General features: G+C 50.5%; 27 protein-coding genes and 1 rRNA gene. 6 read left to right on the top strand and 22 right to left on the bottom strand.

The features are described from left to right. Positions 1-12: 12 nt before the first annotated feature. A 16S ribosomal RNA gene (locus OGY72_RS08185) occupies positions 13-1,554 on the bottom strand. A 474-nt stretch (positions 1,555-2,028) separates the two neighbouring features. Here OGY72_RS08185 and OGY72_RS08190 point away from each other — a divergent pair. Then, positions 2,029-2,583: a gamma carbonic anhydrase family protein gene (locus tag OGY72_RS08190; RefSeq protein ID WP_003031171.1), complete on the top strand. Its 555-nt coding sequence runs from the start codon at positions 2,029-2,031 to the stop codon at positions 2,581-2,583. On the opposite strand, the gene OGY72_RS08195 is transcribed toward OGY72_RS08190, so the two are convergent. From OGY72_RS08195 to dprA, 6 genes are read right to left on the bottom strand one after another with little or no spacing between them, the layout of a single operon-like run. Next, positions 2,559-2,816, bottom strand: coding sequence for a DUF1488 family protein (locus OGY72_RS08195; protein WP_126317320.1), 258 nt, complete (start codon positions 2,814-2,816; stop codon positions 2,559-2,561). The genes OGY72_RS08190 and OGY72_RS08195 overlap by 25 nt on opposite strands. After that, positions 2,813-3,634: a shikimate dehydrogenase gene (gene aroE, locus OGY72_RS08200; protein ID WP_003828290.1), complete on the bottom strand. Its 822-nt coding sequence runs from the start codon at positions 3,632-3,634 to the stop codon at positions 2,813-2,815. Before aroE ends, OGY72_RS08195 begins: the two co-directional genes overlap by 4 nt. 1 nt (position 3,635) lies before the next feature. Then, positions 3,636-4,208: an L-threonylcarbamoyladenylate synthase type 1 TsaC gene (gene tsaC / locus OGY72_RS08205; protein WP_003828289.1), complete on the bottom strand. Its 573-nt coding sequence runs from the start codon at positions 4,206-4,208 to the stop codon at positions 3,636-3,638. A 4-nt stretch (positions 4,209-4,212) separates the two neighbouring features. Then, positions 4,213-4,755 carry a DNA topoisomerase family protein gene (locus tag OGY72_RS08210; protein ID WP_003828287.1) on the bottom strand — a complete coding sequence of 181 codons (543 nt, stop codon included), beginning with the start codon at positions 4,753-4,755 and terminating at the stop codon, positions 4,213-4,215. Positions 4,756-4,781: 26 nt separating this feature from the next. Next, the gene (gene smg / locus OGY72_RS08215; RefSeq protein WP_003031162.1) at positions 4,782-5,255 is read right to left on the bottom strand and encodes a DUF494 family protein Smg; all 474 of its coding nucleotides are present in this window, start codon (positions 5,253-5,255) and stop codon (positions 4,782-4,784) included. Beyond that, on the bottom strand, positions 5,227-6,351 hold the full coding sequence (gene dprA / locus OGY72_RS08220; RefSeq protein WP_126317318.1) for a DNA-protecting protein DprA: 1,125 nt from the start codon (positions 6,349-6,351) through the stop codon (positions 5,227-5,229). The genes smg and dprA overlap by 29 nt, the downstream gene beginning before the upstream one ends. Positions 6,352-6,480: 129 nt before the next feature. Here dprA and def point away from each other — a divergent pair, with 129 nt between their 5' ends. The 5 genes from def to mscL all read left to right on the top strand — a co-directional run bounded on the left by def (position 6,481) and on the right by mscL (position 11,246). Next, positions 6,481-6,990, top strand: coding sequence for a peptide deformylase (def, locus tag OGY72_RS08225; RefSeq protein WP_003828283.1), 510 nt, complete (start codon positions 6,481-6,483; stop codon positions 6,988-6,990). Positions 6,991-7,004: 14 nt separating this feature from the next. Then, positions 7,005-7,952 (top strand): methionyl-tRNA formyltransferase, encoded by a 948-nt coding sequence (fmt, locus tag OGY72_RS08230; RefSeq protein WP_003828282.1) that lies wholly within the window; start codon positions 7,005-7,007, stop codon positions 7,950-7,952. Positions 7,953-8,003: 51 nt separating this feature from the next. Next, entirely contained in the window at positions 8,004-9,293 is a 1,290-nt protein-coding gene (gene rsmB, locus OGY72_RS08235) for a 16S rRNA (cytosine(967)-C(5))-methyltransferase RsmB (RefSeq protein ID WP_198579274.1), read from the top strand. A 21-nt stretch (positions 9,294-9,314) separates the two neighbouring features. Beyond that, a complete protein-coding gene (gene trkA / locus OGY72_RS08240) occupies positions 9,315-10,691 on the top strand; it encodes a Trk system potassium transporter TrkA (protein WP_003031153.1) in 1,377 nt (458 codons plus the stop codon). Positions 10,692-10,832: 141 nt separating this feature from the next. Beyond that, positions 10,833-11,246, top strand: a complete 414-nt coding sequence (gene mscL / locus OGY72_RS08245) for a large-conductance mechanosensitive channel protein MscL (RefSeq protein WP_003031152.1) — start codon at positions 10,833-10,835, stop codon at positions 11,244-11,246. Here the strand turns inward: mscL and arfA are convergent. From arfA to rplF, 15 genes are all read right to left on the bottom strand, one after another. Next, positions 11,243-11,461 (bottom strand): alternative ribosome-rescue factor ArfA, encoded by a 219-nt coding sequence (arfA, locus tag OGY72_RS08250; RefSeq protein ID WP_003828276.1) that lies wholly within the window; start codon positions 11,459-11,461, stop codon positions 11,243-11,245. The genes mscL and arfA overlap by 4 nt on opposite strands. Before the next feature lie 57 nt (positions 11,462-11,518). After that, positions 11,519-11,944: a Zn(2+)-responsive transcriptional regulator gene (gene zntR, locus OGY72_RS08255; protein ID WP_003031145.1), complete on the bottom strand. Its 426-nt coding sequence runs from the start codon at positions 11,942-11,944 to the stop codon at positions 11,519-11,521. Between the two features lie 10 nt (positions 11,945-11,954). Beyond that, positions 11,955-12,323 (bottom strand): DnaJ family domain-containing protein, encoded by a 369-nt coding sequence (locus tag OGY72_RS08260; RefSeq protein ID WP_003828274.1) that lies wholly within the window; start codon positions 12,321-12,323, stop codon positions 11,955-11,957. A 107-nt stretch (positions 12,324-12,430) separates the two neighbouring features. Next, the gene (gene rplQ, locus OGY72_RS08265; RefSeq protein ID WP_001216370.1) at positions 12,431-12,814 is read right to left on the bottom strand and encodes a 50S ribosomal protein L17; all 384 of its coding nucleotides are present in this window, start codon (positions 12,812-12,814) and stop codon (positions 12,431-12,433) included. A gap of 40 nt (positions 12,815-12,854) precedes the next feature. Continuing rightward, positions 12,855-13,844 (bottom strand): DNA-directed RNA polymerase subunit alpha, encoded by a 990-nt coding sequence (locus OGY72_RS08270; RefSeq protein WP_003031139.1) that lies wholly within the window; start codon positions 13,842-13,844, stop codon positions 12,855-12,857. 25 nt (positions 13,845-13,869) lie between these two features. Beyond that, the gene (gene rpsD / locus OGY72_RS08275) at positions 13,870-14,490 is read right to left on the bottom strand and encodes a 30S ribosomal protein S4 (RefSeq protein ID WP_003031138.1); all 621 of its coding nucleotides are present in this window, start codon (positions 14,488-14,490) and stop codon (positions 13,870-13,872) included. Positions 14,491-14,523: 33 nt separating this feature from the next. Next, a complete protein-coding gene (gene rpsK, locus OGY72_RS08280; RefSeq protein WP_003031137.1) occupies positions 14,524-14,913 on the bottom strand; it encodes a 30S ribosomal protein S11 in 390 nt (129 codons plus the stop codon). A 16-nt stretch (positions 14,914-14,929) separates the two neighbouring features. Further along, positions 14,930-15,286, bottom strand: coding sequence for a 30S ribosomal protein S13 (gene rpsM, locus OGY72_RS08285; RefSeq protein WP_003031135.1), 357 nt, complete (start codon positions 15,284-15,286; stop codon positions 14,930-14,932). A gap of 146 nt (positions 15,287-15,432) precedes the next feature. Beyond that, positions 15,433-15,549, bottom strand: coding sequence for a 50S ribosomal protein L36 (gene rpmJ, locus OGY72_RS08290; protein ID WP_000868187.1), 117 nt, complete (start codon positions 15,547-15,549; stop codon positions 15,433-15,435). A 30-nt stretch (positions 15,550-15,579) separates the two neighbouring features. Beyond that, a complete protein-coding gene (secY, locus tag OGY72_RS08295; protein WP_001118864.1) occupies positions 15,580-16,911 on the bottom strand; it encodes a preprotein translocase subunit SecY in 1,332 nt (443 codons plus the stop codon). Between the two features lie 7 nt (positions 16,912-16,918). Further along, entirely contained in the window at positions 16,919-17,353 is a 435-nt protein-coding gene (rplO, locus tag OGY72_RS08300; protein WP_003031132.1) for a 50S ribosomal protein L15, read from the bottom strand. Between the two features lie 3 nt (positions 17,354-17,356). After that, a complete protein-coding gene (gene rpmD / locus OGY72_RS08305; protein ID WP_001140434.1) occupies positions 17,357-17,536 on the bottom strand; it encodes a 50S ribosomal protein L30 in 180 nt (59 codons plus the stop codon). Positions 17,537-17,539: 3 nt separating this feature from the next. Beyond that, positions 17,540-18,043 (bottom strand): 30S ribosomal protein S5, encoded by a 504-nt coding sequence (rpsE, locus tag OGY72_RS08310; protein WP_003031131.1) that lies wholly within the window; start codon positions 18,041-18,043, stop codon positions 17,540-17,542. A 14-nt stretch (positions 18,044-18,057) separates the two neighbouring features. Continuing rightward, positions 18,058-18,411, bottom strand: a complete 354-nt coding sequence (gene rplR, locus OGY72_RS08315) for a 50S ribosomal protein L18 (RefSeq protein ID WP_000358960.1) — start codon at positions 18,409-18,411, stop codon at positions 18,058-18,060. A 9-nt stretch (positions 18,412-18,420) separates the two neighbouring features. Next, positions 18,421-18,954, bottom strand: coding sequence for a 50S ribosomal protein L6 (gene rplF, locus OGY72_RS08320; RefSeq protein ID WP_003031129.1), 534 nt, complete (start codon positions 18,952-18,954; stop codon positions 18,421-18,423). Between the last annotated feature and the right edge of the window lie 11 nt (positions 18,955-18,965).

The raw sequence follows: 18,965 nt of genomic DNA on the forward strand, positions 1-18,965 counted from the left end.
GGTTCTTTAAGGTAAGGAGGTGATCCAACCGCAGGTTCCCCTACGGTTACCTTGTTACGACTTCACCCCAGTCATGAATCACAAAGTGGTAAGCGCCCTCCCGAAGGTTAAGCTACCTACTTCTTTTGCAACCCACTCCCATGGTGTGACGGGCGGTGTGTACAAGGCCCGGGAACGTATTCACCGTGGCATTCTGATCCACGATTACTAGCGATTCCGACTTCATGGAGTCGAGTTGCAGACTCCAATCCGGACTACGACATACTTTATGAGGTCCGCTTGCTCTCGCGAGGTCGCTTCTCTTTGTATATGCCATTGTAGCACGTGTGTAGCCCTACTCGTAAGGGCCATGATGACTTGACGTCATCCCCACCTTCCTCCAGTTTATCACTGGCAGTCTCCTTTGAGTTCCCGGCCGAACCGCTGGCAACAAAGGATAAGGGTTGCGCTCGTTGCGGGACTTAACCCAACATTTCACAACACGAGCTGACGACAGCCATGCAGCACCTGTCTCAGAGTTCCCGAAGGCACCAAAGCATCTCTGCTAAGTTCTCTGGATGTCAAGAGTAGGTAAGGTTCTTCGCGTTGCATCGAATTAAACCACATGCTCCACCGCTTGTGCGGGCCCCCGTCAATTCATTTGAGTTTTAACCTTGCGGCCGTACTCCCCAGGCGGTCGACTTAACGCGTTAGCTCCGGAAGCCACGCCTCAAGGGCACAACCTCCAAGTCGACATCGTTTACGGCGTGGACTACCAGGGTATCTAATCCTGTTTGCTCCCCACGCTTTCGCACCTGAGCGTCAGTCTTTGTCCAGGGGGCCGCCTTCGCCACCGGTATTCCTCCAGATCTCTACGCATTTCACCGCTACACCTGGAATTCTACCCCCCTCTACAAGACTCTAGCCTGCCAGTTTCGGATGCAGTTCCCAGGTTGAGCCCGGGGATTTCACATCCGACTTGACAGACCGCCTGCGTGCGCTTTACGCCCAGTAATTCCGATTAACGCTTGCACCCTCCGTATTACCGCGGCTGCTGGCACGGAGTTAGCCGGTGCTTCTTCTGCGAGTAACGTCAATTGCTGCGGTTATTAACCACAACACCTTCCTCCTCGCTGAAAGTACTTTACAACCCGAAGGCCTTCTTCATACACGCGGCATGGCTGCATCAGGCTTGCGCCCATTGTGCAATATTCCCCACTGCTGCCTCCCGTAGGAGTCTGGACCGTGTCTCAGTTCCAGTGTGGCTGGTCATCCTCTCAGACCAGCTAGGGATCGTCGCCTAGGTGAGCCGTTACCCCACCTACTAGCTAATCCCATCTGGGCACATCCGATGGCAAGAGGCCCGAAGGTCCCCCTCTTTGGTCTTGCGACGTTATGCGGTATTAGCTACCGTTTCCAGTAGTTATCCCCCTCCATCGGGCAGTTTCCCAGACATTACTCACCCGTCCGCCACTCGTCACCCAAGGAGCAAGCTCCTCTGTGCTACCGTTCGACTTGCATGTGTTAGGCCTGCCGCCAGCGTTCAATCTGAGCCATGATCAAACTCTTCAATTTAAAAGTTTGATGCTCAATGAATTAAACTTCGTAATGAATTACGTGTTCACTCGTTGAGACTTGGTATTCATTTTTCGTCTTGCGACGTTAAGAATCCGTATCTTCGAGTGCCCACACAGATTGTCTGATAAATTGTTAAAGAGCAGTTGCGACGCGCTTTAGCGCTCTGTCGCGAGGTGGCGTATATTACGCTTTCCTCTTTCAGAGTCAACCCTCATTTTCAGGTTTTTCTCTTCAACCGAACCGGCTGTTTGCGTGAAGTGATTCACATCCGCCGTGTCGATGGAGGCGCATTATAGGGATCCCATTTTTTAGCACAAGTATTTTTTGGATCTTTTTTTCTGAATGCTTGTTTTTCACTCCTTTCGCTACATTCCTGCGCAATTTGGCTGATTTTTGATAGCTAAACCACTTGCGCAGTCTCAATAATCCAACCAAAGTCTTCATTACTGCTCTATTTTCGTTGAGGTAAACATGTCTGATGTACTGCGTCCTTATAAGGATCTTTTCCCACAGATCGGAAATCGCGTGATGATCGACACCAGCAGTGTCGTCATTGGTGATGCTCGTTTGGCTGATGATGTCGGAATTTGGCCACTGGTTGCCATTCGTGGCGACGTTAACTATGTACAAATTGGTGCCCGTACAAACATTCAGGACGGCAGCGTTCTCCATGTCACACATAAATCCACGTCTAATCCGCAGGGTAATCCATTGATCGTGGGTGAGGATGTAACAGTCGGTCATAAAGTCATGCTACACGGCTGTATCATTGGCAACCGCGTATTAGTCGGCATGGGTTCGATTCTGCTGGATGGCGTGGTAGTAGAAGACGACGTTATGATTGGGGCTGGGAGCCTGGTTCCCCAAAACAAACGCCTGGAAAGCGGGTATCTGTACCTGGGAAGCCCGGTTAAACAAATCCGTCCATTAAGCGATGAAGAGAAAGCAGGCTTACAATATTCAGCTAACAACTATGTTAAGTGGAAAGATGAATATTTAAGTCAGAGTAACCACACCCAACCTTGAGCATCTTCCTGCTGGGCCAGGATCAATCCTTCAGCTTCTTCTTCCAGATCCCAGCGATGCTGTTGAAAGATTTCCAACCACTGTTCAGGCGTGTCGCCGCCAAAGCGGGACGCCAGCATCTCTCCAGATATGGCACATGTTAACTGCATACCATGAACCATCGCCGGAAACACAACGGCGCTGACATCCGTGCGCCATTCTTCTCGATCGGGAAACTGGATCGCCTGATTCATGCCGACAATTCCTGCTGCATGCTTTTAATGACGGGTTCAATCTGCGGCAAAACCCCATGCCAGAGTAAAACGGCGTGCGCTGCTTGCCCCACCAGCATACCCAGGCCATCAGCATATTGTTTCGCCCCATGTTCGGCACACCAGGAGAGGAACGGTGTATCTCCTTTCTGATAAAACATGTCATAACAATAGACAGATGAGTGAATAAGAGATGTCGGAATAGCCGGTATCTCACCGCTAATTCCGCTGGATGTCGCGTTAATAATCAAATCAAAACTGTAATTATCAAGCTCATCCATTCCTACCGCCTGTACGCTGCCGGTATGGGAGAAGATTAGTGCCAGTTCTTCAGCGCGCGAAGCGGTACGGTTAACAATAGTCACCGCGCAATCCATAGAAAGAAGAGGTAATAAAACTCCACGGGATGCACCACCCGCACCAATCAGCAGAACTCGCGATCCGGGACGAATGAAAGATAAACGCTCAAGATCGCTCAACAAGCCGATACCATCCGTGTTGTCTCCCAGCAAACGCCCATCCTCCAGCCGTTTAAGGGTGTTGACCGCTCCAGCAAGCGATGCCCGCTCCGTTAGTTCATCGGCACGTGCAAATGCCTCTTCTTTAAAAGGCACGGTGACATTTGCCCCCTTCCCGCCCTCAGCAAAAAAAGCGTTCAGGGTATTCACAAAATCATTGATGGGTGCCAATACACGCCCGTAGGAGTGATCAATCTTCAGCTGCTCTGCAAATTGCTGATGAATAAAGGGCGATTTACTGTGCGCTATCGGATTACCAAAAACAGCATAGGCTTCTTTCATATTACCCCTGTCGAAACTGTTCACCTGTCAGAGCATCACGGATCTCCGAAGGATTCAAACGCCCCCCGGTCTCCCCTTCAACCACAGGAAAGTCTGTACCGAACTGTGCGCGAACTTCCTCTACCGTTCTGCAAGGCGGTAAGCCACTCAAATTAGCACTGGTAGAAACTAACGGTTTGCCATAAGCCTGGCACAACGCAACCACCAGCGGGTGATCGGTGACGCGAACAGCCAGAGAATCAAAGCGCCCGGTCAACCAGCGTGGCGTTGTCGCAAGCGCTGGGAAAACGAAGGTAACAGGACCAGGCCAACGGGCGAAAACAGCGTCACGTTGAGCATCGGTGAGCATGCTATCGTCGATATACGGTTTAAGTTGTTCAAAGTTTGACGCGATTAAAATTAACCCTTTATCGACCGGACGTTGTTTTAGCGCCAACAAACGGCTCACCGCCGTTTCGCTATCGGGGTCGCAGCCGACACCAAATACAGCTTCAGTTGGATAGGCGATGACTTTTTCTTGTTTCAGAACCGCTATCGCAGCAACGATAGGATCTGTGGGCAGGTTATTATTCACTTTTTTATTCCGCCGAAATCGGCTTTCCACATTGTTTACTGGCACAGAAATGCTTCACACCCTGCGCGGTTTTCTTTTCGATGAGAAGCGGATAATGACACTCAGGACATTCTCCGGCTAACGGTTTGAAGTTAATGACAAACTGGCACTCCGGATAGCGATCGCAGGAGTAAAAGGTTTTGCCATAACGGGAACGCCGCTGGACAAGATGACCAGTCTGGCATTGAGGACAGACTATTGCTGTTTCATCAGGCTTGTCGATGAGCTCGGTGTGATCGCACGCAGGATAGTCACTGCATCCAATAAACATACCGAATCGTCCCTGTCTCAGCACCAGCTCAGCGCCACATGCAGGACAAAGCTTACCCTCCAGAACTTTGACAATATGTCCGTCCGCGGAAGATTTCAGCGGACGGATGTAATCGCATTCTGGATAGTGTGAACAACCGAGAAATGGACCGTGTTTCCCGGAACGAATAACCAGTTCAGCCCCGCATTGTGGGCAGGGCTCGTTTTTACGCACCGTGAACAGTGCTGATTTAGCCATAACAACTCATACTGAATGAAGATTGATTAATGCAGCATACCTTCATTCACTTCAAAGAGTAATTCTTCCATTTGCTGATAGGCATTTTCACAACCTGGAATGTTGAATAGCACCATCAGAATCACCCACTTCAGGTCTTCCAGATCGAACTCTGCCGTATCCAGCGCGAGTACGCGCTCAATAACCATTTCTCGCGTTTCGAGGTTTAGCACCTGAATCTGCTCCAGGAATAGCAGGAATCCTCTACAGCTTGCATCCAGTCGATCGCACTCTTCCGCAGTATAAATACGTATAGAAAGAGGGTCCGATGCCAGCTGCATAGGTTCAGCAAGGCCATCCTGATAGTCAGCAAGCTTCTCCAGCCAAAGTAACGCGTTGTAAATGTCTTCACGATCAAAACCAGCGTCGGTAAGATCCCGTTCCAGTTTGTCCTGATCCACACGCAGCTCAGCTTCGTTATGGATATATGTCTCAAACAAATACATTAGTACGTCGAACATGGCATGCCCTCCTCAATCGGACATAGCCGCCGGGTACAGCTGCGATCCACCCTGCTAACTCCAGTTCGAGCAGTTGAGCCACTACCTCTGGCACAGGTTGGCCGGCACGTTCAGCGACGACGTCAACAGGTGTTACCTCATCTCCTACGTTAGCCAGGAGCTCCGGAAATGGCAATGCCACCTCTCCGTGATCTGGCGAATAAATTGATTTTTCAGCTTCATCTGGCAACCATTGCAGCCCATATTGCAAATTTTCAAGAATTTCCTCTGGTGTCGTCACAAGCATGGCTCCCTGCTGAATAAGCCAATGCGGGCCTTCACTTCCCGGGCTCCCAATCGGCCCTGGTAAAGCAAACACCTCCCGCCCTTGTTCCAGTGCACAGCGAGCAGTAACCAGTGAACCACTACGCTGTGCAGCTTCAACGACCAGTACACCTTTACTTAGCCCACTAATAATGCGATTTCGTCGGGGAAAATTGCGCGGCAAAGGGAGCATATTTAATGGGAACTCAGACACCAGTGCGCCCCCAGCCTCAATAAGTCGCTCCGCAAGACGGATATGCTGTCGTGGGTGAATGGTCTCAAGTCCATTTCCCAGCACCGCAATACTTGTGCCTTGTCGGTTTATCGCAGCATTGTGCGCCACGCCATCAATCCCCCGGGCCAGACCGCTGGTGATCGTCACCCCACATGCAGCAAGATTTTCGCAAAACAACCGTCCCCAGCGTTCGCCATACCATGAGTGTTGTCGACTACCGACAACGGCAACTTGAAATGAGTGGAGGCATGCGGGAGCTCCTGCAACAAAAAGCACCCCAGGATAATCCTCAATCGCACGGAGCTGTGGCGGATAATGCTCGCTGTCGGCAACCACAAAATGGTGGTTAGGCTGTTCAAGCCAGCGCAGCGTTTTTTCCAGCGTCAGATCTGAAAAGGTTAAAAAGCGTCTTGCCTGGCGTGGAGAGAATCCAGCCTGCAAGAGTACCGCGTTGTTAATACACGGTTGAGTATTGAGCCAGTGAGCAACGCGCACTATCTCATCACCATACAGTTCATTCACTTGCGCTAAACGTAGCCAAATTTCGATTTGGGTCATCCCTGTTCCCCTGCCACAAGCAGTCCTGGCAATCTTTGCGATTGGTCACTGATGCTGTCAATCAGAGGGGGTTTTGTCTAGAATAGAGGTAATTATCTTTTCAACTCCTGAACACAACTCTGGATAACTATGTCAGTTTTGCAAGTGTTACATATTCCGGACGAGCGCCTTCGCAAAGTCGCAAAACCGGTTGAAGAAGTGAATGCAGAAATTCAGCGTATCGTTGATGATATGTTCGAAACGATGTACGCCGAAGAAGGTATCGGTCTGGCAGCAACACAGGTCGATATTCATCAGCGCATCATTGTTATTGATGTCTCTGAAAATCGCGATGAGCAGTTGGTACTCATTAACCCAGAACTGCTGGAAAAAGACGGCGAAACCGGCATTGAAGAAGGCTGTCTGTCTATTCCTGAACAGCGTGCGTTAGTACCGCGTGCAGAGAAAGTAAAAATTCGTGCGCTTGATCGCGACGGCAAATCTTTTGAACTGGAAGCCGATGGCCTGCTCGCTATCTGCATTCAACATGAAATGGATCACCTGGTCGGTAAACTATTTATCGATTATCTGTCTCCGTTGAAGCAACAACGCATTCGTCAGAAAGTTGAAAAACTCGACCGCCTGAACGCCCGAGCTTAAGGACAAGGATCAACGTGTCAGACTCACTACGTATTATTTTTGCGGGTACACCTGACTTTGCAGCGCGTCATCTCGACGCGCTGCTGTCTTCTGGACATAACGTCGTTGGCGTGTTTACCCAACCGGACCGCCCGGCGGGACGCGGTAAAAAGCTGATGCCCAGCCCGGTAAAAGTGCTGGCAGAAGAAAAAGGGATACCGGTCTTTCAACCCGTCTCTCTTCGCCCTCAGGAAAACCAACTACTGGTTGCTGATTTACACGCAGACGTGATGGTGGTGGTGGCATATGGCCTGATCCTGCCAAAAGCAGTACTGGAAATGCCGCGCCTGGGTTGTATCAACGTTCACGGTTCCCTGCTTCCGCGTTGGCGGGGTGCAGCACCGATCCAGCGCTCACTGTGGGCAGGCGACGCCGAAACCGGTGTTACCATCATGCAGATGGATGTTGGCCTCGACACCGGTGATATGCTGCTGAAGCTGTCCTGCCCAATTACGGCAGAAGATACCAGCGGTTCGTTATATGACAAGCTGGCAGACCTGGGGCCTCAGGGGCTGATTGAAACGCTAAAACAGCTGGCTGCCGGTACAATAAAACCGGTGGTACAAGACGAATCACTGGTTACGCATGCAGAAAAACTCAGCAAAGAAGAGGCCCGTATCGACTGGTCGCTTTCGGCTGTTCAATTGGAACGCTGCATCCGCGCCTTTAACCCGTGGCCAATGAGCTGGCTTGAAATCGATGGTCAGCCAGTGAAAGTCTGGCAAGCTTCGGTTATTGCTGTAAACACCCAGGCCGAGCCAGGCACCATTCTAGAGGCGACAAAGCAGGGTATCCAGGTCGCAACAGGTGACGGCATTCTGAATCTTATCTCTTTGCAGCCTGCCGGTAAAAAAGCCATGAGCGCGCAGGATCTGCTTAATTCACGCCGGGAGTGGTTCGTGCCCGGAAACCGTCTGGCCTGACGGTTCATCTCTTTAAGCCCGGTGTCTCCGGGCATTTTTATTTTTGCGCTTATGAAAAAACATCTTAATTTACGCAGTATGGCGGCCCAGGCCGTCGAACAGGTTGTCGAGAAAGGACGATCACTAAGTAACGTGCTGCCCGCCATGCAGCAAAAAGTTGCCGATAAAGACAAAGCGCTGTTACAGGAACTTTGCTTCGGCGTATTACGTACACTCTCTCAACTGGAGTGGATGATCCAGCAACTGATGGAACGTCCAATGACGGGCAAACAGCGCACCGTTCACTACCTGATCATGGTGGGCTTCTACCAACTGTTGCATACTCGTATTCCAGCACACGCTGCGTTAGCTGAGACCGTAGAAGGCGCGGTCGTTATTAAGCGTCCACAGCTGAAAGGGCTGATCAACGGCGTACTGCGCCAGTTTCAACGCCGTCAGGATGAACTGCTGGCCGAGTTTGCGCAAAGCGATTTGCGCTTCTTACACCCCTCCTGGCTGGTGAAACGTATTAAGAGTGCGTATCCGCAGAAATGGGAAGCCATTCTTGAAGCCAATAACCAGCGACCGCCGATGTGGCTACGAGTCAATCGTAATCACCATACTCGCGACGCCTGGCTAGGCCTGCTTACCGAAGCGGGTTTGACAGGTTTCCCGCATCCAGACTACCCGGATGCAGTGCGTCTGGAAACACCGGCTCCAGTTCACGCCCTCCCTGGTTTTAACGAAGGTTGGGTCACCGTTCAGGATGCTTCCGCTCAAGGATGCGTAAATTATCTGTTGCCGGAGGACGGTGAGCAGATCCTCGACCTGTGCTGTGCGCCGGGCGGTAAAACCACTCACATTCTGGAAGTTGCTCCGCAAGCTAACGTCATGGCCGTCGATGTGGATGAAAAACGCTTATCGCGCGTTTACGACAATCTGAAACGTCTGGGCATGAAGGCAACCGTAAAACAGGGGGATGGACGCTATCCAAAGCAGTGGTGCGGTGAACAACAGTTTGACCGTATTTTGCTGGACGCCCCATGTTCTGCAACCGGGGTGATCCGTCGCCATCCGGATATCAAATGGCTGCGCCGCGACCGGGATATTGCCGAACTTGCCCAATTACAGGCTGAGATCCTGAATGCTACCTGGTCACATCTTAAATCTGGCGGCACGCTGGTGTATGCAACGTGTTCTATCCTGCCAGAAGAGAACCAGCAGCAAATTGCCGCCTTCCTGGCACGCACACCGGATGCGGTATTAAGCGAAACCGGTACGCCGGAAAAACCCGGACGTCAGAATTTACCGGGTGCGGAAGATGGCGATGGCTTCTTTTACGCTAAGCTAATCAAAAAGTGATGAGATAACGGGTCGCGACTGATGAAAATTATCATTCTGGGCGCAGGGCAAGTTGGCGGTACGCTGGCTGAAAACCTGGTCGGAGAGAACAACGATATCACGGTAGTCGATACCAATGGTGAACGCCTGCGCAGCCTGCAGGACAAGTTTGATCTCCGTGTCGTGCAAGGGCATGGTTCGCATCCCCGCGTATTGCGTGAAGCCGGTGCCGACGATGCCGATATGCTGGTTGCCGTAACCAGCTCAGATGAAACAAATATGGTTGCCTGCCAGGTAGCTTATTCACTGTTTAATACGCCTAATCGCATCGCCCGTATTCGTTCACCAGATTACGTTCGCGATGCCGACAAGCTGTTCCAATCCGATGCGGTGCCAATCGATCACCTGATTGCGCCTGAGCAACTGGTTATTGATAGTATTTATCGCCTGATTGAATATCCGGGCGCATTGCAGGTGGTGAATTTTGCCGAAGGTAAAGTCAGTCTGGCAGTAGTAAAAGCCTATTACGGCGGGCCGCTTATCGGTAATGCGCTGTCAACAATGCGTGAGCATATGCCGCACATCGATACCCGCGTTGCGGCGATTTTCCGTCATGACCGACCGATCCGTCCGCAAGGTTCTACGATCGTTGAAGCGGGTGATGAAGTCTTCTTTATTGCGGCATCACAGCATATACGCGCCGTAATGAGTGAACTGCAGCGTCTGGAAAAGCCGTACAAACGCATTATGTTAGTGGGTGGCGGTAATATCGGTGCGGGTCTGGCACGTCGTCTGGAAAAAGATTACAGCGTCAAACTGATCGAACGTAATCAACAACGCGCATCCGAACTTGCAGAGAAACTACAAAATACAATCGTCTTTTTTGGTGATGCTTCGGATCAAGAGTTACTGGCCGAAGAACATATCGATCAGGTCGATCTGTTCATCGCAGTGACCAATGATGACGAAGCAAATATCATGTCGGCGATGCTTGCCAAACGGATGGGCGCCAAGAAAGTAATGGTGTTGATCCAGCGCAGAGCATACGTCGATCTGGTGCAAGGCAGCGTGATCGATATTGCGATTTCACCGCAGCAGGCGACCATCTCCGCGCTGCTGAGCCACGTGCGTAAAGCTGATATTGTTGGCGTTTCTTCACTTCGCCGTGGCGTCGCGGAAGCCATTGAAGCCGTCGCACACGGGGATGAAACGACGTCGAGAGTTGTAGGGCGTTCAATTGATGAAATTAAACTTCCGCCCGGAACCATTATTGGCGCCGTTGTACGTGGTAACGATGTCATGATTGCCAACGATAACCTGCGCATTGAGCAGGGCGATCACGTAATTATGTTCCTGACAGATAAAAAGTTTATTACCGACGTTGAGCGACTATTCCAGCCAAGTCCTTTTTTCCTGTAATAATTTGGGCGCTAATACAGCGCCCTTTTTATTTCCCTTTATTTTTCATGGTCTAATAAATTTTCCTTTCGGCAATACATAAATGGAAATTGCCTAAACATTTGTTAAACTTATAAACGTCAGCTGCATAGGGAGAATAAAATGAGCATTATTAAAGAGTTTCGCGAATTCGCGATGCGCGGGAATGTTGTCGATTTGGCAGTGGGTGTCATTATTGGCGCGGCATTCGGTAAGATTGTTTCATCACTGGTTGCCGATATCATTATGCCGCCGCTGGGGCTGTTAATTGGTGGAATTGATTTTAAACAGTTTGCTTTAACGCTACGTGATGCACAGGGAGACATCCCTGCCGTGGTCATGCATTACGGTGTATTTATTCAAAATGTATTCGATTTCATTATTGTTGCGTTTGCTATCTTTATGGCAATCAAACTGATCAACAAACTGAACCGTAAAAAAGCGGAAGAGCCGGCAGCACCGCCAGCTCCATCGAAAGAAGAAGTATTGCTAAGTGAAATTCGTGACCTGCTGAAAGAACAGAATAATCGCTCTTAAGCACTCACTGAAACAAGAAGGCCAGTGGTAAAAAAGTTAATTACTTTCTTGCCACTGGCCTCCCAGTTACCCCGATTGCCATGTTTTCCTTTACGTAGATAACTTCCTTTCCCTTTCTTATTTTTCTCAACGCGCTGTCTGAACAGTGGGTCATGCAGAAGCGCCTCAATGGCGTTGTCCTTTATCTGCCCTTTGGTGTGCTGATAACGACTCATAATATCTCCAGTTTGTAGGAATTTACGCCGCGAGTGTAGACCTGGCAGTTCAAGAAATCAACAGCCTGATGTTGTTCCACTGGCGCCTTGCTCAAGAGCTTCAAGAATAGAGCAGTACACGCTGCTGTGTGCCTTGCCGCAGCATGCATCATTCAATCGCTGCAGAGACCGCTGCATCGTCTGAAGTTCAGCAATACGGGCTTCGACTTCTTGCAGTCTTTCCTGGACGATCCCTTTTGATTCCTGACAGGTATGGTGTTCGGGATCAACACGGATCGAAAGCAATTCGCGGATCGACTCCAGAGTGAAACCAAGCTGCCGGGCATAACGAATAAACTTCAAGCGCTGAAGATCGCTTTCTGTATAGAGGCGAAATCCGCCTTCAGTACGCACTTCATGCTCCATCATCTGCTGCTTTTCATAGTAGCGGATAGTATCCGGCGTCACGTCAGCCAGTTTCGCTATTTCACCAATTCGGTACATGCTCTCTCCGCTATTCGTCGTTGATCTTTTTTAGCAACTTATCTGCGTAGTCACCGCGCAAAAACTCGGTGCTGAGTCCAGCCTGCCGAAGTTTAAGTTCCAGTAGCGACAGTCTTCGGCTCACCTCCGGATAACTGGGATCATCTTTGCGGATCCCCGCGAGTATTTCAAGCAGCTGTATTGCCTCTCTGCGTTGTTCGAGCTCAGGAGGAAGGCAACCTGCATTTTTTAATAAACGGTATCCTGCTCGGAGTTCAGGCGGGACATGGGAGTCATCGTCAAGAGTCAGCGGTTCGCCCATTCCCGGTAAATCATCAAACTCGCCTTTAGACTGTGCATCAATAATATGGCGCTCTGCCCACTGGTCAAGTAACCACATACAACACTCCAGGGGATGAACAAAAAGAGTACAGATATTGTAGATAAGTGGGGATATGACGGATATAAAAAAACCCGCCGAGGCGGGTTTTTTTACGTTACTACAGATTACTCTGCAGCAGCTTCTGTTTTCTCTGAACGATCAACCAGCTCGATGTATGCCATCGGCGCGTTGTCGCCTGCACGGAAACCACACTTCAGAATGCGAGTGTAACCACCGGCGCGGCTCGCAAAACGCGGGCCCAGTTCGTTAAACAGTTTTGCCACGATCTCGTTATCACGAGTACGGGCGAATGCCAGACGACGATTAGCTACGCTATCAGTCTTGGCAAGAGTAATCAGCGGCTCAACTACGCGACGCAGCTCTTTCGCTTTCGGCAGAGTCGTCTTGATGATTTCATGACGAACCAGTGAACCTGCCATATTGCGGAACATAGCCTGGCGATGGCTGCTGTTGCGGTTCAGTTGACGACCACTCTTACGATGGCGCATGACCTTATCCTTCTCAGTAAAACCTTAACCTGTGATCCGGTTACTCGTCAGCGATGCTTGCCGGTGGCCAGTTTTCCAGGCGCATGCCCAGAGACAGTCCACGGGAAGCCAGCACGTCTTTAATCTCGGTAAGAGATTTTTTACCAAGGTTAGGCGTCTTAAGAAGCTCAACCTCAGTACGCTGTACCAGATCACCGATATAGTGGATAGCTTCTGCTTTGAGGCAGTTAGCAGAGCGGACAGTCAATTCCAGATCGTCAACAGGGCGCAGCAGGATCGGATCGAATTCTGGTTTCTCTTCTTTAACTTCCGGCTGACGTACATCACGTAAATCAACGAAAGCTTCCAGTTGTTCAGCCAGAATGGTTGCCGCACGACGAATCGCCTCTTCAGGATCGATTGTGCCGTTGGTTTCCATTTCGATGACCAGCTTGTCCAGGTCGGTACGCTGTTCTACACGCGCTGCTTCAACATTGTAGGCAATACGCTCTACAGGGCTGTAGCATGCGTCGACCAGCAGACGGCCGATTGGGCGCTCATCTTCTTCCGAATGAATTCGGGTAGAAGCCGGCACATAACCACGACCGCGCTGAACTTTGATACGCATGCTAATAGATGCATTCTCATCGGTCAGGTGGCAGATCACGTGCTGTGGCTTGACGATTTCGACATCACCATCATGGGTAATGTCGGCTGCAGTCACAGGGCCAATGCCAGATTTATTCAAGGTAAGAATAACGTCATCTTTACCCTGAACTCTCACCGCCAGCCCTTTCAGGTTGAGCAGGATTTCCAGGATATCTTCCTGAACGCCTTCTTTGGTGCTGTACTCATGTAGTACACCATCAATCTCAACCTCGGTCACCGCGCAACCCGGCATCGATGAGAGCAGAATACGGCGCAGTGCGTTACCCAAAGTATGGCCAAAGCCACGCTCTAAAGGCTCAAGGGTCACCTTGGCGTGCGTCGAACTCACTTGCTCGATATCTACCAGGCGCGGTTTTAGAAACTCTGTCACAGAACCCTGCATTGTGTCCTCTCTTTGGTACTAAGCTTTACTTGGAGTAAAGCTCGACGATCAGGTGTTCGTTAATGTCCGCAGACAGATCAGAACGCTCCGGCTTACGCTTGAACGTACCTTCCATCTTGCCAGCATCAACTTCCAGCCAGGTTGGCTTTTCACGCTGCTCAGCCAGCTCCAGAGCGGCTTTCACGCGAGACTGCTTCTTCGCTTTCTCACGAATGCTAACAACGTCATTCGGACTAACCTGATAAGAAGCGATGTTAACAACACGACCGTTTACCATAATTGCTTTATGGCTGACCAGCTGACGTGCTTCTGCACGAGTGGCACCGAAGCCCATACGGTATACAACGTTGTCCAGACGACCTTCCAGCAGACCCAACAGGTTTTCACCGGTGTTGCCTTTCAGACGTGCTGCTTCTTTGTAGTAGTTACGGAACTGACGCTCCAGCACACCGTAGATACGGCGAACTTTTTGCTTTTCACGCAACTGCACACCATAGTCAGACAGACGCGGTTTACGCGCACCGTGCTGGCCAGGAGCTTGTTCAATTTTACACTTGGTATCGATCGCGCGAACGCCAGACTTAAGGAATAAGTCAGTGCCCTCACGACGGCTCAGCTTGAGCTTAGGACCCAAATATCTTGCCATTTTCTTTCTCCAACAATCCTAGAAACGACAGCGTTATACGCGACGTTTTTTCGGCGGACGACAACCGTTATGAGGGATCGGAGTCACATCAGTAATATTAGTGATGCGGAAACCAGCGGCGTTCAGAGCACGAACAGTAGATTCGCGACCTGGACCCGGTCCTTTGACCATAACTTCCAGATTCTTGATACCGTATTCTTTTACGGCTTCAGCGCAACGCTCTGCTGCAACCTGAGCTGCAAACGGAGTGGATTTGCGAGAACCACGGAAACCGGAACCACCGGCTGTTGCCCAACCCAGTGCGTTACCCTGACGATCAGTAATGGTAACGATGGTGTTGTTAAAAGAAGCATGGATATGAGCCACGCCGTCAGAGACTTGTTTTCTTACACGTTTACGTGCACGAATTGGTGCCTTTGCCATTATTCAATCACCCCGATTATTTCTTGATCGGTTTGCGCGGACCCTTACGGGTACGTGCGTTGGTCTTGGTACGCTGACCGCGAACCGGGAGACCACGACGATGACGCAAACCGCGATAGCAACCAAGATCCATAAGGCGCTTGATGCTCATGCTAACTTCACGGCGCAGATCACCTTCAACGACAAATTTGGCAACTTCGTCACGCAGCGTGTCGATTTGTTCTTCAGACAGCTCACTGATCTTAACATCTTCAGCGATACCCGCGGCAGCCAGAATGGCTTTAGAACGGGTCTTGCCGACGCCGTAGATCGAAGTTAATGCGATCACAGCATGTTTCTGATCAGGAATGTTAATGCCTGCTATACGGGCCACTATGCACTCCTACTATTTAATATGTACGCACCATGCTGAAAAGCCCGTTTTCAGGATACTCAAATGGAAACGCACAGACATACAAAAGATTGGCTGGCTAATCTAGCCAGCTCAACCCAACTTTGCAAGAAAAATATGCGAATAAATCAGCCTTGGCGCTGTTTATGCTTCGGCTCGGCACTGCAAATCACACGGATGACACCATCACGCTTAACGATTTTGCAGTTACGGCATAATTTCTTGACGGAAGCACGAACTTTCATTTTTACTCTCCGTAACTTCTCGGGCGACTGTTAACGGCCGTAGCCTTTCAGATTCGCCTTCTTCAATGCAGACTCGTACTGACTTGACATCATCAGAGTTTGCACTTGAGCCATAAAGTCCATAATCACGACAACAACGATAAGCAGTGAGGTCCCACCGAAGTAGAACGGTACTTTCATTGCATCACGCATGAACTCCGGGATCAGGCAGATAAAGGTAATGTAGAGCGCACCAACCAAAGTCAGGCGGGTCATTACTTTATCGATATACTTCGCCGTTTGCTCTCCCGGACGAATTCCTGGTACAAATGCACCGGACTTCTTCAGGTTATCTGCTGTTTCACGCGGGTTGAAAACCAACGCCGTGTAGAAGAAACAGAAGAATATGATTGCAGACGCATAGAGTAACACATAAAGCGGTTGCCCAGGCTGCAAATACAGCGAAATTGTTGTCAGCCAGTTCCAACCAGTCCCGCCCCCGAACCATGACGCGATGGTCGCCGGGAACAGAATAATACTGGAAGCGAAGATTGCCGGGATTACCCCCGCCATATTCACTTTCAGCGGTAAATGTGTGCTCTGTGCAGCATAGACACGACGACCTTGCTGACGTTTCGCGTAGTTTACCACAATGCGGCGTTGACCACGCTCAACAAATACAACAAAGAACGTCACTGCGAATACTAATACTGCAACCAACAGCAACACGAGGAAGTGCAGGTCGCCTTGACGCGCTTGCTCGATAGTATGGGCAATGGCTGGCGGGAGTCCCGCGACAATACCGGCGAAGATAATGATTGAGATACCGTTGCCGATACCACGTTCAGTAATCTGTTCGCCCAACCACATCAGGAACATAGTCCCTGTAACCAGACTTACAACAGCGGTGAAATAGAATGCAAAGCCTGGGTTCATCACCAGGCCCTGCATACCAGGCATATTCGGCAGACCGGTAGCAATACCGATCGACTGGAATATTGCCAGCACCAGAGTACCGTAGCGGGTGTACTGGCTGATCTTACGACGACCAGACTCCCCTTCTTTCTTAATTTCTGCCAGCGTTGGATGAACCACCGTCAGCAGCTGGATAATGATCGACGCCGAGATATACGGCATGATCCCCAGAGCAAAGATAGAAGCACGGCTGAGAGCACCACCAGAGAACATGTTAAACATTTCAATGATGGTGCCTCGCTGTTGCTCAAGCAGTTTGGCAAGTACAGCGGCATCAATACCAGGGATCGGAATGAAAGAGCCAATACGGAACACAATCAGCGCGCCGATTACAAACAGCAGTCTGCGTTTCAGCTCGCCTAAGCCACCTTTGGCACTTTGAAAATCTAATCCCGGTTGTTTAGCCATCTGCTACTTATTCCTCGATTTTACCGCCAGCAGCTTCGATAGCAGCACGAGCGCCTTTAGTAACACGCAGGCCACGAACAGTTACCGGAGTAGTGACTTCACCAGCCAGGATCACTTTCGCGAACTCGATCTGGATACCGATAATGTTAGCTGCTTTCAGCGTGTTCAGGTCTACAACACCGCCTTCAACTTTAGCCAGGTCAGACAGACGAACTTCGGCTGTAATCGCTGCTTTACGTGAAGTGAAGCCGAATTTCGGCAGACGACGGTACAGAGGCATCTGACCACCCTCGAAACCGCGACGTACGCCACCGCCAGAACGAGACTTCTGACCTTTGTGACCACGACCACCGGTTTTACCGAGGCCAGAACCGATACCACGACCCAGGCGGCGAGCCGCTTTTTTAGAGCCTTCGGCCGGAGACAGAGTATTTAAACGCATCTCTTACTCCTCAACTTTAACCATGAAGGAAACCGCGTTGACCATACCACGAACAGCAGGAGTATCCTCGCGCTCTACGGTGTGACCAATACGACGCAGACCCAGGCCAAGCAGCGTTGCCTTGTGTTTCGGCAGACGACCGATTGCACTGCGGGTTTGAGTAATTTTAATAGTCTTTGCCATGGTTTATTTCCCCAGAATTTCTTCAACGGATTTACCACGCTTGGCAGCGACCATTTCCGGAGATTTCATATTTTCCAGACCATCGATAGTTGCACGAACCACGTTAATCGGGTTAGTGGAACCATACGCTTTAGCCAGAACGTTACGAACTCCAGCGACTTCCAGAACGGCGCGCATTGCACCACCGGCGATGATACCGGTACCTTCGGAAGCCGGCTGCATGAATACACGAGAACCCGTGTGAGTACCCTTAACCGGGTGCTGCAGGGTGCCGTGGTTCAGCGCGACGTTAATCATATTGCGACGGGCTTTTTCCATCGCTTTCTGGATCGCTGCTGGAACTTCACGCGCTTTACCGTAACCAAAACCAACGCGACCGTTACCATCACCAACTACAGTCAGAGCTGTGAAGGAGAAAATACGACCACCTTTAACGGTTTTAGATACGCGGTTAACCGCGATCAGCTTTTCCTGCAGTTCGCCAGCTTGTTTTTCGATGTGAGCCATCTTACACCTCTACCTTAGAACTGAAGGCCAGCTTCACGGGCAGCATCTGCCAGTGCCTGGACACGACCATGATATTGGAACCCGGAACGGTCAAAAGAAACATCTTTGATGCCTTTTTCCAGAGCGCGTTCAGCAACAGCTTTACCTACAGCTGCAGCAGCGTCTTTGTTACCGGTGTACTTCAATTGTTCAGCGATAGCTTTTTCTACAGTAGAAGCAGCTACCAGAACTTCAGAACCGTTCGGTGCAATTACCTGTGCGTAAATATGACGCGGGGTACGATGTACCACCAGGCGAGTTGCACCCAGCTCCTGGAGCTTGCGGCGTGCGCGGGTCGCACGACGGATACGAGCAGATTTCTTATCCATAGTGTTACCTTACTTCTTCTTAGCCTCTTTGGTACGCACGACTTCGTCGGCGTAACGAACACCCTTGCCTTTATAAGGCTCAGGACGACGGTAGGCGCGCAGATCTGCTGCAACCTGACCGATCAGCTGTTTATCAGCGCCTTTCAGCACGATTTCAGTCTGAGACGGACATTCTGCAGTGATTCCCGCAGGCAGCTGATGGTCAACTGGGTGAGAGAAACCTAAAGCCAGGTTTACTACATTCCCTTTAACCGCTGCACGATAACCTACACCAACCAGCTGAAGCTTCTTAGTGAAGCCTTCGGTAACACCGACAACCATTGCATTCAGCAGGGCACGCGCGGTACCAGCCTGAGCCCATCCATCTGCGTAACCATCACGCGGACCGAAGGTCAGTGCATTATCTGCATGATTTACTGCAACAGCATCGTTGAGAGTACGAGTCAGCTCGCCGTTTTTACCTTTGATCGTAATAACCTGACCGTTGATTTTTACATCAACGCCGGCAGGAATAACGACCGGTGCTTTAGCAACACGAGACATTTTTTCCTCCG

Source organism: Citrobacter sp. Cpo221 (assembly GCF_030332345.1).
Classification (GTDB): Bacteria; Pseudomonadota; Gammaproteobacteria; order Enterobacterales; family Enterobacteriaceae; genus Citrobacter; species Citrobacter portucalensis.